15 protein-coding genes and 1 tRNA gene are annotated in these 17,250 nt (G+C 45.5%); 13 read left to right on the plus strand and 3 right to left on the minus strand.

The genetic code is table 11. The annotated features are described in order from the left end of the window. Positions 1 to 112 precede the first annotated feature (112 nt). From IV71_RS03240 to IV71_RS03265, 6 genes are all read left to right on the plus strand, one after another. Positions 113 to 925 (plus strand): Cof-type HAD-IIB family hydrolase, encoded by an 813-nt coding sequence (locus IV71_RS03240; RefSeq protein ID WP_010690412.1) that lies wholly within the window; start codon positions 113 to 115, stop codon positions 923 to 925. Positions 926 to 1,040: 115 nt separating this feature from the next. Then, positions 1,041 to 2,021 carry a ribose-phosphate diphosphokinase gene (locus IV71_RS03245; RefSeq protein WP_010690414.1) on the plus strand — a complete coding sequence of 327 codons (981 nt, stop codon included), beginning with the start codon at positions 1,041 to 1,043 and terminating at the stop codon, positions 2,019 to 2,021. A 200-nt stretch (positions 2,022 to 2,221) separates the two neighbouring features. Further along, on the plus strand, positions 2,222 to 2,935 hold the full coding sequence (gene yycF, locus IV71_RS03250; protein WP_010690415.1) for a response regulator YycF: 714 nt from the start codon (positions 2,222 to 2,224) through the stop codon (positions 2,933 to 2,935). Positions 2,936 to 3,125: 190 nt separating this feature from the next. Continuing rightward, a complete protein-coding gene (locus IV71_RS03255; RefSeq protein WP_234781173.1) occupies positions 3,126 to 4,817 on the plus strand; it encodes an ATP-binding protein in 1,692 nt (563 codons plus the stop codon). A gap of 60 nt (positions 4,818 to 4,877) precedes the next feature. Beyond that, positions 4,878 to 6,014 carry a S1C family serine protease gene (locus IV71_RS03260; RefSeq protein WP_029489738.1) on the plus strand — a complete coding sequence of 379 codons (1,137 nt, stop codon included), beginning with the start codon at positions 4,878 to 4,880 and terminating at the stop codon, positions 6,012 to 6,014. Between the two features lie 144 nt (positions 6,015 to 6,158). Beyond that, positions 6,159 to 6,800, plus strand: coding sequence for a deoxynucleoside kinase (locus IV71_RS03265; RefSeq protein ID WP_010690418.1), 642 nt, complete (start codon positions 6,159 to 6,161; stop codon positions 6,798 to 6,800). Between the two features lie 54 nt (positions 6,801 to 6,854). Here the strand turns inward: IV71_RS03265 and IV71_RS03270 are convergent, their stop codons facing one another. Next, positions 6,855 to 7,814, minus strand: coding sequence for a nucleoside hydrolase (locus IV71_RS03270; protein ID WP_010690419.1), 960 nt, complete (start codon positions 7,812 to 7,814; stop codon positions 6,855 to 6,857). 103 nt (positions 7,815 to 7,917) lie between these two features. Here IV71_RS03270 and IV71_RS03275 point away from each other — a divergent pair, with 103 nt between their 5' ends. From IV71_RS03275 to IV71_RS03285, 3 genes are all read left to right on the plus strand, one after another. Further along, the gene (locus tag IV71_RS03275) at positions 7,918 to 8,919 is read left to right on the plus strand and encodes an NAD(P)/FAD-dependent oxidoreductase (protein WP_010690421.1); all 1,002 of its coding nucleotides are present in this window, start codon (positions 7,918 to 7,920) and stop codon (positions 8,917 to 8,919) included. Positions 8,920 to 9,153: 234 nt separating this feature from the next. Then, positions 9,154 to 10,740 carry a C40 family peptidase gene (locus IV71_RS03280; RefSeq protein ID WP_010690422.1) on the plus strand — a complete coding sequence of 529 codons (1,587 nt, stop codon included), beginning with the start codon at positions 9,154 to 9,156 and terminating at the stop codon, positions 10,738 to 10,740. A 155-nt stretch (positions 10,741 to 10,895) separates the two neighbouring features. Next, complete coding sequence (locus IV71_RS03285; protein ID WP_010690423.1) at positions 10,896 to 11,504, plus strand: helix-turn-helix domain-containing protein; 609 nt, start codon at positions 10,896 to 10,898, stop codon at positions 11,502 to 11,504. 41 nt (positions 11,505 to 11,545) lie between these two features. On the opposite strand, the gene IV71_RS03290 is transcribed toward IV71_RS03285, so the two are convergent. After that, positions 11,546 to 11,618: transfer RNA gene (locus IV71_RS03290), tRNA-Lys, on the minus strand. Positions 11,619 to 11,696: 78 nt separating this feature from the next. Then, positions 11,697 to 12,029 (minus strand): hypothetical protein, encoded by a 333-nt coding sequence (locus tag IV71_RS03295; RefSeq protein ID WP_010692012.1) that lies wholly within the window; start codon positions 12,027 to 12,029, stop codon positions 11,697 to 11,699. A 90-nt stretch (positions 12,030 to 12,119) separates the two neighbouring features. Here IV71_RS03295 and IV71_RS03300 point away from each other — a divergent pair, with 90 nt between their 5' ends. The 4 genes from IV71_RS03300 to IV71_RS03315 all read left to right on the plus strand — a co-directional run bounded on the left by IV71_RS03300 (position 12,120) and on the right by IV71_RS03315 (position 17,250). Further along, positions 12,120 to 13,679 (plus strand): ABC-F family ATP-binding cassette domain-containing protein, encoded by a 1,560-nt coding sequence (locus tag IV71_RS03300; RefSeq protein ID WP_029489929.1) that lies wholly within the window; start codon positions 12,120 to 12,122, stop codon positions 13,677 to 13,679. A 131-nt stretch (positions 13,680 to 13,810) separates the two neighbouring features. Then, positions 13,811 to 15,076: an MFS transporter gene (locus IV71_RS03305; RefSeq protein ID WP_010692010.1), complete on the plus strand. Its 1,266-nt coding sequence runs from the start codon at positions 13,811 to 13,813 to the stop codon at positions 15,074 to 15,076. Between the two features lie 171 nt (positions 15,077 to 15,247). After that, complete coding sequence (locus IV71_RS03310) at positions 15,248 to 16,255, plus strand: ABC transporter ATP-binding protein (protein ID WP_056995011.1); 1,008 nt, start codon at positions 15,248 to 15,250, stop codon at positions 16,253 to 16,255. Positions 16,256 to 16,257: 2 nt separating this feature from the next. After that, positions 16,258 to 17,250, plus strand: coding sequence for an ATP-binding cassette domain-containing protein (locus IV71_RS03315; RefSeq protein ID WP_010692007.1), 993 nt, complete (start codon positions 16,258 to 16,260; stop codon positions 17,248 to 17,250).

Below are 17,250 nucleotides of genomic sequence, written 5' to 3' on the forward strand. Positions count from 1 at the left end.
GTTCTTTTTTAATACATAAAATAGTTATTTATACCCGTAGAATGACTTTTTAAAGAGGCAGATGGACGGGAATAAATGCTATAATAGCCCTAATTGAGGAAAGGGATTCGCCATGAAAAACATTAAATTAATCTCGATTGATATCGATGGTACCTTGTTGAATGATAACCGTGAAATTACGCCAGCAGTGAAGAAGGCTGTTCAAGAGGCTTCAGAAAAAGGTATTTATGTTGTCATTACAACAGGACGTCCGGCGACTGGTGTTAAGGACGTGATTGAGGAACTTGGTCTTGTTTCGGATAAGCAATACGTGATTACTCACAATGGTGGGATGGCACAAACGACGGATCACTCAAAGGTTGTTTACCATGAATCACTTTCCTGGGATTTGTACAAAGAGGCCCAGGCCTTTGCCCTAGATCAGGGAGCCTATTTGCAACTTGAATCGGATGTTAGTGCCTATACGTTGGATCGGTTGCAAAACGTCTTTGTTTCACAGGAAAATTTCGTGGTGCAACTCCCCCTACGTGTGGTTGACTCGCTGGCTGAAATGCAAAATACCGGCTTTGTTAAAGCGCTTATCATTGGGGCTCAGGATCAAGTTGACCAAGTGCAAAGTCGCGTGCCGGCCGATTTGTTGAATCGAGCCAACGTGGTTCGCTCGACACCGAATAACCTTGAGTTCATGAATAGGGACGCTTCTAAGGGGTCGGCCATGTTGGCGCTGGCAGAAAAGCTGGGAGTGAAACCAGAAGAAACGATGGCCATCGGTGATCAAGAAAACGATATCACGATGATTCAGCAGGCTGGTATTGGGGTCGCTATGGGAAACGCAGTACCGATGATTCAAGAAGCGGCTGACGTTCAAACAACGGATAATAATCATGATGGTGTTGCCAATGCCATTCAAAAGTACGCTTTGTGAGAGCAAAGCGTTTACCAAAAGACTGATTGATAAAATCGGTCTTTTTTTACCCAGATTTAAAGGAAAAATTGTTATAATAAAAGAGAAATATTGCAAAGGATTCCTGGAGTAATCTATGTCACAGTCAAATATCAAGCTCTTTTCACTCTCTTCAAACCATCCCTTAGCTGAAAAAATTGCAGCAGAGGTTGGCGTGCCGTTGTCGGATATTTCTGTTAAGCGCTTTGCCGATGGTGAAGTTCAGATTAATATTGAAGAATCGGTTCGTGGTGCAAACGTTTTCGTCATTCAGTCGACGTCACAGCCCGTTAATGATAATCTGATGGAATTGCTCATCATGATTGATGCCTTGAAGCGCGCTTCAGCTGAGCAAATTAACGTTGTGATGCCCTACTATGGTTATGCTCGTCAAGACCGGAAGGCCCGTTCTCGCGAACCAATCACGGCCAAGCTTGTCGCCAACATGATTGAACGTGCGGGGGCAACTCGTGTAATGGCCTTAGACCTTCATGCTGCTCAAATTCAAGGATTCTTTGATTTACCAATGGATCACTTGCAGGGAGCGCCTTTGTTGGCTGATTACTTGATTGAAACGGGTATTGCGGATAAGGAAAACGCTGTTGTGGTGTCACCCGACCATGGTGGCATGACTCGTGCCCGGAACTTGAACAACATGCTTGGTTTGGATGCGCCCGTGGCCGTTATTGACAAGCGCCGCCCTAAGCCTAATGTTGCTGAAGTGGGTTCCATTGTTGGTGATGTTGCCGGTAAGACAGCCATCATGATTGATGACATGATTGACACGGCCGGAACGATTACACAGGGGGCTCAATTGGTGATGGAACACGGAGCGAAGGAAGTTTATGTTGTGGCTTCTCACGCCGTCTTCTCGGGGCCAGCCTTAGAACGTTTGCAAAATTCCGTTTTCAAAAAAGTCATTGTGACGGACTCCATTAACTTGCCGGACTCGAAGAAGTTCGAGAAGTTGGAAATTGTATCAGTTGGTGAATTGATTGGTGAAGCCATTCGTCGTGTGTCAATGAACGAAGCCATCAGTCCATTGTTCAAGCACCGTTTCCGTCGTCGTAATCAGTAAAGCTCGTTCGTTACGTAACAATTATTCTGATTTTTGTTAACGTTAATTCATTTTTTAAGATAAAAGGCAGTGGTGTTGCGACTTTTTTAGCTAAGCACGGCTGCTTTTTTTGTGAAGTTATTGTGTAAAAAAATCAACCATTGTTGTAAGTATGATACAATAACCCATATGTGTTAAATTTTTAAGGTGGGAATGCGTTTATGTACAAGATTTTAGTTGTTGACGACGAAAAGCCAATTTCGGATATCATTAAATTTAATTTGGTTAAAGAAGGCTACGAGGTTGTGACGGCTAGTGATGGTCAGGAAGCCTTGGACATGTACCACTCAGAACATCCTGATTTGGTACTTTTAGACCAAATGTTGCCCGAAATTGAGGGGATTGAAGTACTTCGTCAAATTCGTTCAAAGGACAAGACGCCGGTAATTATGGTTACGGCCAAAGATTCCGAGATCGACAAGGTCATCGGATTGGAGATGGGGGCGGATGACTACATCACGAAGCCTTTCTCAAACCGTGAATTGATTGCTCGTGTGAAGGCTAATTTACGTAACCGACAAGCGGCTGGACAGGGGAACGATGCTTCCTCCAGTCAGGACGATATTCAATTAGGTAATTTGGTGATTCATACTAAAACCTACATGGTGACAAAGGACGGAGTCGATGTTGAGTTGACGCACCGTGAATTTGAATTGCTTTCATACATGGCTCAACACATCGGTCAGGTTATGAATCGTGAGAATTTGCTTCGTCAAGTTTGGGGTTATGACTACTTTGGTGACGTCCGTGCTGTGGATGTGACGGTTCGCCGCTTACGTGAAAAAATTGAAGACGTGCCTTCTCACCCAGTTTGGTTGGGAACACGCCGTGGTGTCGGATACTTCCTGTCATCCGGAAAAAATGGACAGCAATGACAATTGAGGGGGACAAGGCTTTAGCCAGTTCGCGAATATGAATTTTTTTACTAATGTTTTACAATCGATTCGCTTTAGACTGTCGCTAGTCTTTGTCCTTTTTTTTGTGATTTTATTTGAGTCAGTCGGGATTTTTTTCGTTCACCAGATTGAGTCTTCGGATTTGCTCACTTCGCGTCAACGACTGACGATGCCGACCTATCTGAAAGATCAGGTCATTGAGGGACTGGTTCATACCGACAATCAACAGTCAAAAAACAACATGTCGTCGGCCGTGAAAAGTTTTGATGACCGAATGGTCGATAATGTCGTTGTCTATAATCGAGATGGGAAAATCGTTACCGATCAAGTTAGTCTGAAAAGTCAAAAGGCCATGACGACCCGCTTTGATGCTAACACGAAGCTTGCTCTTTCCAATAGTCCGGCTTACCGGGCTGTTCGAACAAATGACCGGGCAAAGGGGCAGGAAGTAATTGTTACCACCCCGCTAAAAGAGGATGGCCGAATCATTGGTGTGGTGGTTGTCTATGGTAACCTCCATCAAGTCTATGCCAACGCTCGTCGCGTGATGTGGGTCTTTATTTTTGCCGGGATTTTGACCGTTTTGGCTTCTCTCTATCTGTCCTATGTTCTTTCTCGGACGGTGACACGACCAATCGAACAAATCGCTAAGCAGACTGCGCGAATTACTGCTGGTGATTATGCCATGGTCAACAAAATTGCTGGTTCCAATGAAATTGCCGTGTTGGCTCGTTCAGTGAACGTCATGTCGCAAAAAATTGCGTCGTCGACCGAGTTAATTTCGAATGAAAAGAACCGACTTTACTCGGTACTCCATCACATGAACGATGGCGTCTTGTTGACCGATGCCAGAGGGCGCTTAACCATCATTAACCAGGCGGCTTCAAACTTTTTAAAAGTCAATGAGTACGATGCCCTTGGTCAACCGGTTTTCGATGTCATGAACATGCCGGAATACCAAAACATTCGTGACCTGATCAAAAATAAAAAGCCGTTTACCATCGACTTGGGGGATCGCATTATTGAAGTGCGAATTTCAATGATCAAGGATCCATCGGGAATGATTAAGGCCTTAATCTTGATTCTTCGTGATGTCACGGTTCAATTGAAGACCGAAGACGAGCGGAAGGCCTTTGTCTCGAACGTGTCGCATGAACTACGGACGCCGCTAACAACGGTCACTTCATACATTGAAGCCTTAATCGATGGCGCCAAGGATAGTCCAGAGACGCTAGACGCCTTTCTATCGGTTATCCAGACTGAAACGGAACGAATGTCTCGCATGGTCTCGGATTTGCTCGAACTTTCGCGGCTCGATCAGGGGACGATGTCAGTTAAAACCGAGTTAGTTAATCTGAACGCTTTGTTAAACTTTGTTTTAAATCGGTTTGACATGATTATTAAGACGAATAATGCTAACAAGAACGGTCAGCCCTTACAAATTGTTCGCCACATTCTCGATGAGGAACTTTGGATTGATGTCGACCATGATAAGGTCATCCAAGTCTTGGATAACCTGCTAAATAATGCGGTCAAGTATTCTCCCGACGGGGGAGTCATTACCGTTTCGCTTGAAAAAGTTAAGAAAAGAGCGCGTATCACCATTCGTGATCAGGGATTGGGTATTCCTGAAAAGGATCAAAAACAGGTCTTTAACCGTTTCTTCCGTGTTGACAAATCTCGCTCGCGTGCCATGGGCGGAACTGGGCTGGGATTGGCCATTTCCAAGGAAGTGATTGAGACATTTGGTGGTAAAATTTGGGTAGAGTCAAAAGAAGGGGAAGGCTCAACCTTCCGACTAGAGCTTGATTATGTAGATGACGATTTACTTTCATCGGACAAGCAGTGGGATGAGGATTAATGGCGTTAATCTTTAATTAATCGCTAACTCGTAAGCTAAAAAGAGCAAAATTTGGAGTGCATTATGGAAAGTAAGCTCACGAAATTGATTTTGGCAGGTGCCTTTGCTGGTTTGATTGGTGGTTCGGCTGTTCTTGCGGGGCAGGAAATCTACCAAAACTACCAAGTGACCCATTCGAAGGTGTTAACCGAAGCCAATACAACCAAGAAGTTGAATAGCTCCGATACAGCCTCGTCAGCCTATACCAAGGTGGCGAATGCCGTTGTGTCAGTCATTAACTTCAAAAAGTCCGGCACGACTTTTACGGAATCGTCCGAAGGCTCCGGTGTGGTATATAAGAAGGCGAATGGTTCTGCCTTTATCGTCACGAATAATCACGTGATTGATGGCGCGGCTAAGATTCAGATTATCACCAACAATAGTAAAACAGTGGTAGCTGATTTAGTGGGGAAGGACTCGTTAACTGATTTGGCTGTCTTAAAAGTCGCGGACTCGGATGACCTTTCCGCTGCTTCGTTTGGTGACTCGGAAAAGATTGCCGTTGGTCAAAAGGTACTGGCGATTGGATCGCCTTTGGGCTCGGAATACGCTTCTTCGGTAACGGAAGGAATCATTTCCGCCACAAAGCGCTTGGTAAGTTCTGAGGACACGTCGAACGCCAACTATGGTGGTTCAACGGTTATCCAAACCGATGCGGCAATCAATCCCGGTAATTCTGGGGGACCATTGATTAACCTAGCAGGGCAAATTATTGGTATTAATTCGATGAAGTTGTCTTCTTCGTCGTCGGGGACGGCCGTTGAAGGCATTGGCTTTGCCATTCCTTCCGATCAGGTTGTCAACATTGTGAATAAGCTGGTCAAGTACGGTAAGGTGACCCGTCCTGCCCTTGGAATTTCAATGATTAACCTGTCACAGGTTCCAGCCGATGAGCAAAAATCGACGTTGAAGGTGCCAACCGACGTGTCAGGTGGTGTCGTTGTCTATAAGGTCAATGATGGTTCTCCTGCTGATAAGGCCGGTTTAAAGAAGTACGACGTGATTGTTGGCATTGACGGCAAGAGCGTGTCAACGCAAGCTGATCTCCGCGAGAAGCTCTATACGCATAAGGTTGGCGATAAGGTGAAGTTGACGTATTACCGTGGTAGTGAGAAGAAGACGGTAACAATCAAGTTGAACCAAACGTTACAATCATAAAAAGTCATGAAACTGTAAAAAACGCTCAGGCAGCCTGCTTGAGCGTTTTTGATTGAGGTTAAGGGCGATTTCGAAAAGTCAAGACTACTGGTGTTCGAATAACTTTGCTATACTAAAAAAAGTGAAAGTTTAGGAGATTAAATCATGATTGTATTGGCAGGAACAATTGGTGCGGGGAAGACGTCGTTAACGGAAATTTTAGCCGAACACCTTGATGCGAAGGCTTATTATGAAAGTGTTGATAACAACCCAATTCTGCCTTTATTTTACAAAGACCCTAAAAAATATGCCTTCTTACTACAGGTTTACTTCCTAAACAGTCGCTTGGACCAAATCACGGAAGCGCAGGAAGAAGAACGGGCGATTATCGATCGTTCGATTTTCGAAGACTCGTTGCTCTTTCAGTTAAACGCTGACCTTGGTCGTGCCACACAAACAGAAGTTGAGATTTATAAGGATCTTGTCAACAATGTCCTGGAAGAAGTGGATGACGACAACCGGTTGAAAACGCCGGACCTTCTCATTCACGTGCGTGTTTCGTTAGAAACGATGCTGGAACGAATCGCCAAACGTGGTCGACCATATGAACAAGTGGACCAGGACCCTGAGCTTTATCAATACTATAAGGACTTGAACGCCCGATATGAAAACTGGTTTGACCAGTATGATCGTTCCCCTAAGTTGTTGATTAATGGCGACGAACTGAACTTTGTGGAAGACGCAGCGGCTCGTGAAAAAGTCTTGCAAATGATTGACGACAAATTAGCCGAAGTTTCAGGAAAGTAAGTAAAAGAAAAAGGCTTCGCCAATTGGCGAAGCCTTTCTTATTTGAAAAGATTTTTAATCTGAGAGAACGGTCAGCATCATTTGCTGGAAGTCAGAAACAAAACGGTCTTGGTCAACCAAAACAGCAGCCTTTGATGTGGTTTTGTCTAAGAGCTTGTCGGTATTTCCGATTGTTCGACCATAATCGCCGGACACACGGTCAGTGGTTACCTTCATGTTGAGTGGCAGTGTCTCGACATAGTCGGGTTCAACAGCCACGGCAACGGCTAACGGATCGTGGAGAGCAGCCCCACGCTTATCGATATCAAGGTTGAAGTAGGCGTCGATGTAGTAGTCCATCATATCGGCATAGAGTTGCCCCTTTTGTGTCCCCAGTGCTCGCCATTCAGCCGTATGTTTCTTGGTTAAGAGCGTGCGGAGGGTGACATCGAGGCCCACCATTGTCAGATTTTCTTGCTTTCGGAAGACAACGTCAGCGGCCTCAGGGTCTTGGTTAATGTTGGCTTCCGTGAACGGAGTGACGTTACCAGGCACCGTTAACGCCCCACCCATCAACGTCGTTTGACCAATCAATTGGGCAATGCTTGGATCCTTTTGAAGGGCCAAGGCTAGGTTTGTCATGGGACCAGTTGGCAAGTAAACTAACTGGTCTTTGAACTCATGGGCGGCATCAATCAAAAAGTCAATGCCGGACTGTTCAGCCAACTGGCGAGGCGAAGTCGGCACCTCGACGTCACCCACACCGTTTTGGCCATGAATCGTCTTGGAAACTTCCATGACGGTAAAGTCGTCAGTGGTCGTCGAATGACTGGCACCATAGAAGACGGGTACGTCAGACGCTCCCAAGAGGTCTAAGAGATTGAGGGAATTTTGAGCCGTCACGTCCGTTAGGTTATTCCCGTAGGAAGCGATAATCCCGATTAGTTCGATGTCTGGATGTCCAACCGCATAGGCCAGGGCTAAAGCATCATCGATACCGGTATCAAGGTCTAAAATCATTTTGTATTGTGCCATTGAAAGTCTCCTTAGGTTCGGTACAATAAGTATAGCAAAATTTCTTGATTTTTTGGGTTTAAAAACAGATAAAAACGGTTTTTTCCGTATAATGAGGATAAAAATGTCAAAAATGTACGATATTATTGTCGTTGGTGCCGGACCAGTTGGCCTTTTTGCTGGTTATTACGCTTCCCTACGGGATGCGAACGTGCTCTTGTTAGAGGCGCAGGATGCTTTGGGTGGGCAAGTGGCCACTCTTTATCCAGATAAAAAGATTTGGGATGTGGCTGGCTTGGCTGGCGATACAGGTCGCCAATTGATTGATGGCTTAGTCAAGCAAGCAAAACGCTTCGACTTACCGATTCAACGGGGGTGTCGCGTAACGGACCTTGTGCGCACTGACAGTGGCTACCAATTAACCATTAATGATGGCGAGGAAATCCTGCAAAGTAAGTCCGTTATTCTGGCAACTGGTAAGGGGGCCTTTGAACCACGGCGTTTGCAGGTGGCAAACGAAGCGGAACTATTAACGGCGGGACTTTCCTACTCGGCACCCGATTTAGCCGCTTTTCAAGGGCAAACGGTTGCGGTTTTAGGGGGCGGTGATTCAGCGGTGGATTTGGCAACGGAGTTAGCATCCGTTGCGGATAAAACTTACTTGATTCATCGTCGGGAGGCCTTCCGAGCTTTGGAACAGTCCGTTAAGGCACTGGCATCGGCCAAGGTGACGAAAAAAACGCCCTTTAAGGTGAGTGAGGCGGTGGCAAAAAAAGACGGGCAACTTGTCTTAACGTTGACCAATCCGAAGGATGATCAACAGAGCGAAGAGTTGACGGTTGACCGACTCATCGTTCAGTACGGTTTCAAAACGGCCGGTCAAGCGGAGCGCCACTGGGCAATTGACCTCGATTGGGACCAGGCTGGCTTGCGTGTCGAAGACCATGTGAAAACCAAGCAGCCGGGTCTGTTTGCGATCGGGGATGTCACGTCGTACCCTGATCACGTCGATTTGATTGCCACGGGCTTTGGCCAGGCACCGGCGGCTGTGAACGCGGCCATTGCCTATTACAATCCTGAACAGGCTGGTCCAGGGCACTCATCATCGCTCGATATACAAGATTAACGGATTCCGCAGCGCATTGCGCTGCTTTTTTTGTGCTTAATGAATCGGTAAAAAGTCAAGTAGTTAAGCAGAAAAGGTTGATTTCAAAGCCAAACTTGTTCCGATCAAGTTAATCTTTTTTCCTTTTAGCAAAAATGGTTAAGCTGTGTTTAAGACTGGCTGTTTTAAGCAATTGCCGTGCGAAATTTTGCTAGGCTGGAGAAGACTAGTTCGAAACAAAAGGAGGAATAAAACATGAAGAACAAAAAGAAAAAGGCGCCTCGTCAGCGTCAAGTTGTCTCGCTTGGAGCCAGTGCCCTGGCGGCAACGGGTGCTGTCATGGCAGGAAGTGCGCTCGTTAATTTTTCAACCGCTTCGGCCAATGACTTGTCGACGGGTAATGGTAAAACAACGACGCAAACTTCATGGACGGCGAATTCCGTTGCCACCGTGCAACAAGCTGTGCAGAAGCAGGGCGTTAGTCAATTAGCTGATTACCAGGTGCAGTGGGGAGATACGCTCTCGGCCATTGCTCAGGCTTTTCAAACGACGCCGGATACGGCCGCAGGGGAACTCGGCTTGACCGACCATGGCTTACTGATTGCCGGACAAAAACTGGGGCAACAGGCTGAATTGATTCAAAAGCTACAAGCAGCCGGTTTGCTGAACGATAACCAGCAAGCGGTACAAGCTGATTTCGGTCATGGCGATCAAAACCTTGTGATTGTGCAGCCGGGAACGCCAACCGTGTCAACGGAGGCAAACCAACAATCGAACGGTCAGAACACTAACCTGGAAGGACAGCCTTCAGTTGCCGTACAACCAGTGGTAAGTAGTGCTGAGCAGGCGAAGACGGTCGTTAACCAAACGACGGAAGCTACAACGCAAACGACTCAGCCTCAGTCCGGACAGGCTGCTCAGCTAAACGCGAAAACAGCCACGGCCACAGCGGAACAGGACGCGACGAATGGGAATGCGAGCCAGTCTGGCACGAAACAGACCAATAATTCCGTTGCCAGTCAGGGGCAAGAGGCTACCAACAGCACGGCTGAAGTAGCGGATGGCCAAGCGGCTCCAGCACAGGCACAGCAGACAACAGCTAGCCAAACGACAGCGGCAGAACAGCCAACTGCACAGCCTGTTGCTCAACAAACAAGTACTATTGCTGCTGTTGCGCCAACGACTTTGTCAGCGGATGCAACGCAGAGTCAGCCAGTGGTTACGCCAATGGCCAATCCGGTTGCCACTGGTCAAGCGGGCCAAGCTGAGCCAGCCGTGGCCAACCAAGAGGAACCGACAGCACCCACTAACACGGAGGTGACCGCTGCGGTGGGTGGAGCAGATGAGGCTGGCCAGGCGACAGCAGTGCCAACGGCTAACACAACGACTGGACAGGGCGTTGATTCCGAAGCTGTTATCAACTGGTTCTACAACCACATGGGTCAGCTGACTTATGATATGTCCGGTTCACGTAATGGGACCGATGGTACGGCCGATTGTTCAGGGTCAATGACCGAAGCGTTGTACGAGGCCGGGGCATCGAAGCCGGCATACCTATACAATACGGATACGTTACCGAACTATCTTACTCAAAACGGGTACCAGTTAATTGCCAATAACCAACCCTGGGATGCCCAGCGTGGCGATATTGTCATCTGGGGAACGCCCGGTGCATCGGCGGGATCGGCTGGTCACGTTCAGGTTATGACGGATGGTCAAAACGCCATTTCAGTTAACTACGCACACGGTGAGCAGGAAGGTGCGGCGGTTTCGGTTTGGAACTACCAGACGGCCTATGCTTACAACGGTGGTAACATGGATTACGCAGTATATCGTCAGTAGAAACAATTTTGGAAAAGCACCAGCGGTTGTTACAAAACGGTTGGTGTTTTTTCTTATTAGCAGGGAAAAGTCGTTAACAAAGGCAATGTTAACTTCTTTTGCTACCAAAATCAGCCAATTATTGCTAGTTTAGAGGCATGGGAGGTGCGTACAGCATGCAAATCGGAGAAAAGATCAAACGAATCCGAACGACTTTTAACCTAACGCAAGAAGAACTCGGGCAAGATTTACATCTAACCAGACAAACAATTTCTAATTGGGAAAAGGGAAAGAGTTACCCCAGTATTCAAGATATCGTCACCATTAGTGACCGTTATCATGTTTCTTTAGATGAATTATTGAAGGAGGATCAAGAAATGTTAGCACACTTTGAAAGCGTTGATCGGCAGTCTGTCCGGCAACAGTACCTATATGCATTAGCCTATTGCATCAGTATTGTCTGTTTGGCAATCGGTCTTTTGTCACGCTACGTTACTTTGCCGAGCCAAGTGACAACCGTGGCGGCAATTATTCTATTGGTATCAGTTATCACGCTTTATTTAACGGTACAAAAGCCGGTGGTGATTTATCGAAATAAGTGGGCCCTACTAGCATTGGCCATTGCTTTCCTATACTTCATTAGCCAAATTGATGGTATTCCGACAGCTGTTAATACCAGTTTTTCATTGGGTATGTTGATGGGAAGTGTGTTTTCGTTGTTTTTGAAGATGAGCGTGGTTTACTTTATTCCGCAAGTTCCGCAATTGTTCCGAACAAAAAAATAATAAAAAAAGACCAACACCGAAGTGTTGGTCTTTTTTTATGATGGTCAGTCAGGGGCTCGAACCCTGGACCCACGGATTAAGAGTCCGTTGCTCTACCAACTGAGCTAACTAACCAGTTTGTTTCAAACAACAGATATTATTGTAGCATGACAACTAGTACTAGGCAAGTATTTTTACTGAAAAAAAGGGAAATTAATCAAGGTTTCCTTCGACAACCACCTGGTTTCCTTCGGAGTCTTGAACCGTCAAGGCAACCTTGTGACCAAAGCGTTCTTCACGTTGCAACACCGAGACAAAGTTGTTCTTAAAATGTTGCTGAAGGGTGCTTTCGTGATCGCGAACGAGTAGTTCAAAACCAGCTTCGGCCGGACCATCAACAAAAGTCAATTCTTCGTGATCAACGGCCAGACGCCGTTCACTTTGTGCACCGACCTGTGGAAGGTCAAAAACGTCCCGCCAGAAACGGTAGGCCCGGTTTTTATCTTGGGCGGGAATGGTCTTTTTGTTTAATTTGCGTGCTTTCATTCGGATCTTCCTTTCGTATCACGTATTAGTATAGGGCATGCCGTGCTGCTTTGCTATGGAAATGGGGCAAAATGTGCTAGAATTAGGCTTATGGCATTATTAGAAGTAAGTGGGCTCACGATGGCCTACGCAGAAAAAACATTATACGATAAGGCGGATCTGGAGCTCCAGGCCGGCGAACACATGGGAATTGTCGGTCAAAACGGGGCTGGTAAATCAACGTTAATCCGGATTTTAACCGGACAGGTGTTGCCACTTGAGGGAAAGATTGACTGGGCCAAGAACCTGAAGATTGGTTACCTGGACCAGTACGCGGAGATTCCAGCGGGGATGACCCTGGTGGACTTTTTGCATACCGCTTACCAAGATCTCTACGATAAGCAGGATAAAATGACGGCGCTCTACGAGAAGTACGCCGCCACGGCCGAGGATAAACTCCTCGAAAAGGCCGGCCGGCTTCAAGAAGAGCTGGACGCTGCCGGCTTTTACGATGTCGACACCGAAATCGAGCGCGTGATTTCTGGTTTGGGCTTGGAAGCCATTGGCCGTGACCGCGAACTCGAACACATGTCGGGTGGTCAACGTGCCAAGGTTATCTTGGCCAAGCTCCTGCTTGAAAACGATGACGTCATCATTTTGGATGAGCCCACCAACTACTTGGATGTGGCCCACATCGAATGGTTGGAAGGATTCTTGCAGGACTATCAGGGTGCGGCAATGATTATTTCCCACGACTTTGACTTTTTAGACAAAGTCACGAACGCCATCGCGGACGTTTCCTTCGGAAAGATCACCAAGTACCGTGGTTCTTTCCAAAAGGCCATGCGACAAAAAGCTGAACGCGCCGACCAGCAAATTCGTGAATACGAGAAGCAACAAAACGAGATTGCTAAGGCTGAAAAATTCATTGCGAAGAACAAGGCCCGTGCCTCAACTTCGAAGCAGGCCCGTTCTCGTGAAAAGATGCTGGCCCGGATGGATAAGGTGGAACCACCTCAGGAGAACCTGAAGGCGAAGTTTAACTTCCCATACGTGAACTCACAGTCTGCCGCTGCTTTGACGGTGACCAACCTGTCCGTTGGGTATGACCAGCCAATTCTGGAACCCGTGACTTTCTCAATTCGTACGGAAGAAAAGTTAGTCTTTGCTGGATTCAACGGAGCTGGTAAGTCAACATTGATCAAGTCCATTCTGGGGGACATCCCGAAACTGGGTGGTACGGTGGAATTCTCACCATCCGCCAAAGTGAACTACTTTGATCAGGACCTGGACTGGGATAACGACCAGCAGACGCCGTTACAGGCGATGCAGGACCTCTTTCCAACCATCATGCCCAAAGAATTGCGTCAGCGCCTCGCAGGTGCCGGCATCAATGCCGAAAACGCGCAAAAGCCCCTGTTCCAGTTGTCTGGAGGGGAGCAGACCAAGGTTAAGCTGGCCATCATGGAGATGAAGCCATCCAACTTCCTCATCCTCGATGAGCCAACCAACCACTTGGATGAAGAAACGAAAAACGCCCTTTACAAGGCCATCAAAGCCTTCCCAGGAAACGCCATCATCGTTTCCCACGAAACCTCCTTCACCAAGGACCTCGCCGATAAAACACTGAACGTGGCGGCCTTGTCCTACAAGGAAAATCCGGAAGCTTAATTACTAAATGAAAAAGTCATTACATCAATTGGTGTGATGACTTTTTTTTGTATTAGAAAATATAAATTGACATAAAATGCTAAATAACATATATTTACTCTATATAAATGAGATAAAAATGAGAGAGTATTATGATAATTTTTAGACAAAAGGCGGCCGTTCAGCGGATGTTCTTTTCCATAATTGTCAACATGGTTGGCTCGTTACTGTTTAGCATCGTTTTCATCGTTTATGCCTCGAAAGCGCCAGACGCAAAACTGGCCATTGCAACGGCTGAAACGATTTTGACACTGCCGTATTTATTGGCATTTTTAACTGGACACATTGCGGATCGAATTAAGAATAAAGTTAAGGGGATGCTTTGGGTTCGTATTTTTCAATTTGCTGCCTACCTTGTGATGTCTTGCTTTATTAACGTCAATGAAAGTTGGTTAATCTTTGGACTAGTTCTATTGATCATCTTCTCTTCTTCTTTCTTTGCACAGATTAGTATGTCCTTAGCAACGATTTTGTTAAAGCGCTTTACAACAAAAGAAGACTTAGCTCGTGTTCGTGGCTTTGAGTCTGGGGTGACTTCGACAATGGAGTTAGTGGCAGGACCGCTGGGCGCGATTTTATTAGCTGCCGTGCACCAAGACTTTGCGCTCTTTACCGTCATTAATGCCGTTTCCTACTTATTTTCGTTCTTCATTTTACGTGGAGTGAAGGAAGATAAAGATGTAAAAGTGAATGACATTCCCGCGGAGAAAGAAGAAAAAGATTCCCTTAGAAAAGTCACAGTGAACTTTTTCCATGAGATGAAAGGAAATTTTGCGCTAGTGAATTCGATTCCGCAAATGAAGCATTTTATCTTGCTGTTCATTCTTTTTAACTTAGTGGGCTCGTATCAAAATACTTTGGCTAGCATTACTCTTATTCATCGGTCAGATTTTTTCATTGGTAATTATGCCTTCACCATTGGTGTTGTTCAGGCAGCTTTTGTGCTTGGATTGATTGTTGGCTCTATTTTCCCAATGCCGTTTTTGTTCAAAATGCCTTTAGAGAAGAACTTTATCATTGAAATGTTTGTGTTTGCTCTAGTTCCCGTTAGTTTTCTCTGGGCGCCATCGGTGTATTTTTTAATTGTCGCTATTCTACTTGACGGTTATTTACAAGGGGTTTCTGGTCCGAAGTTGGATGCTTTCCTTGTCCACTTGTTACCAGACGATAAAATCGGCGGTGGATTAGGCGCCTTTATGTCCATTGTTGGCTTAGGTGTTCCAGCTGGTCCGGCTGTTGCAGGAATTGCTGCAATGATTTCGGATCAATTTGCTTGGTTGGCCATGTTGCTGACGATTATGGTTGGATTTGTCTATACCATTTATTTGGCTAAGAATTTCAGAAGTACAGTTGTATGAAATTAGACAAAAAGCCCATTATATGGGCTTTTTTATTTTGTTCAAGAATGCGTATTAATATAAAGTCTATTGCCTATTTATTAAATTTAAATGAAAAAGTAGCTTTTTATCTGGATTTTAATTAAAAATAGATGATATAATTTCTTTAAATCCAACGAGGAGTTATGGCCGATGGCAGAAAAATTATTGGAAGCAAATGATGTTTCAGTTGATTTTCGAATTAACAATGAATATTTAAAAGCAATTTCAGGTATTAATCTTACAATTAACCGTGGAAAAGTTTTAGCACTTGTTGGTGAATCTGGTTCTGGAAAGTCCACCTTTGCAACAAGTATTATGGGACTTCATAATCCAGAATATACTAAGGTGTCAGGATCGATTAAGGTCGCTGGCAAAGAATTAGTCGGACTATCGGAAAAAGAATTTGATGATTATCGTGGCGTATCCGTGGGAATGATTTTCCAAGATCCGCTTTCATCACTAAATCCGTTGATGAAAATTGGTGATCAAATTGCGGAAGCGATTACGGTTCATGATAAGAACAACCCAGAAGTTAAAAATCGTGTTCGAACGCTTCTAAATGATGTTGGAATCGATGAAGAAAAACGAGTAGCTGATCAGTATCCTCACCAATTGTCAGGTGGAATGCGTCAGCGTGTCATGATTGCCATTGCGCTTGCTAACGAACCTGATTTGATTATTGCCGATGAGCCAACAACTGCCCTCGATGCTATTATTCAGGCGCAGATTCTTGAGTTAATTAAGGATATTCAAAAGAAAAAGGATGCTGGAGTGCTGCTAATCACTCACAATTTGGACGTTGTTTCGGAGTTAGCGGATGACGTTGCAGTTATGTACGCGGGTCAAATTGTTGAAAAAGGATCGGTTGAACAAATTTTTGAAAACCCTAAGCATCCTTACACGCGTTCACTGTTGAAGGCGGATCCCAATAATGTGCGTCCAGGAGAAGAATTATATTCCATTCCAGGAACGGTGCCATCGCTTGCAGAAATGGACTTTAATAAGGATTCCTTCTTGCAGCGGGTTCCTTGGTTAGACGAAAAAGTCGTTAACGCCGATGTTCCTGAACAGATGGAAGAGGTGGAACCAGGCCATTTTGTTCGTGGAACAGCTTGGAAGGACTTTAGCTTTGATGATGTAAATAGGAACGAGGACTAGTCATGGCAGACTTACTAAAAATTGAACACTTAAAAGTCTACTATCCAGAACGGGCCGGCTTTTTTAACCGAATTGTTAGTTATATCAAGGCAGTCGATGATGTGTCTTTGACAATTGAAGAAGGAAAGACATATGGATTGGTTGGTCAATCTGGTTCTGGTAAGAGTACGATTGGGAAGACGATTGTTGGATTAGAAGATCCGACAGCTGGCAAGATCTTTTATAAGGGCCAGGATGTCACGACAATCAAGCAAAAAAGGAAGATCAATTTTAACAAGGAAGTTCAGATGGTTTTCCAGGACAGTCAATCGTCTTTGAATCCTCGTAAAACAATTGGTGAGATTTTGGCAGAACCCCTCAAAAATTTTGGAGTGCCAGCTAAAATTGGTGCTGGAAAATCAGAGAATGAGCGTTCCTTTGATAAAGAAAAAATTGACGAACGAGTGCTTGAATTGCTAGACATTGTGGGTCTTCCTGAACGAACGGTTAGTCAGTATCCCTTCCAATTCTCTGGTGGGCAGCGGCAACGAATCGTCGTGGCTCGTGCGTTAGCAACAAACCCAAAGTTGATTGTTGCGGATGAACCTGTATCGGCTTTGGACTTGTCAGTGCAAGCGCAGGTTTTGAATTTTATGAAGAAAATTCAAAAGACTTATGGTATTTCTTTCCTTTTCATTTCGCACGATTTGGGTGTTGTTCGTTACATGACTGATACCATTGCAATCATGCACCATGGACGTTTCGTTGAAGTTGGAACGACGGAAGATATTTTTGAACATCCAGAACATATCTATACAAAGCGTCTGTTGGCAGCCATTCCAAGTCAAACAGTTGCTGGTCGTGAAGCGAAGCGCGCTGAACGAGAAGCAAACGAACGTGACTTTGATGAGAAGAAGTGGGCTTATTACGAAGAAAATAGTGCCCCACTTCGTGCATATGGCTTAGTCCAACGGACGGGTACACACTTTGTCGCTGTACGAGAGGAGAACGAGTAA

The sequence above is a fragment of the Fructobacillus fructosus KCTC 3544 genome, from assembly GCF_001438695.1.
Taxonomy (GTDB): domain Bacteria; phylum Bacillota; class Bacilli; order Lactobacillales; family Lactobacillaceae; genus Fructobacillus; species Fructobacillus fructosus.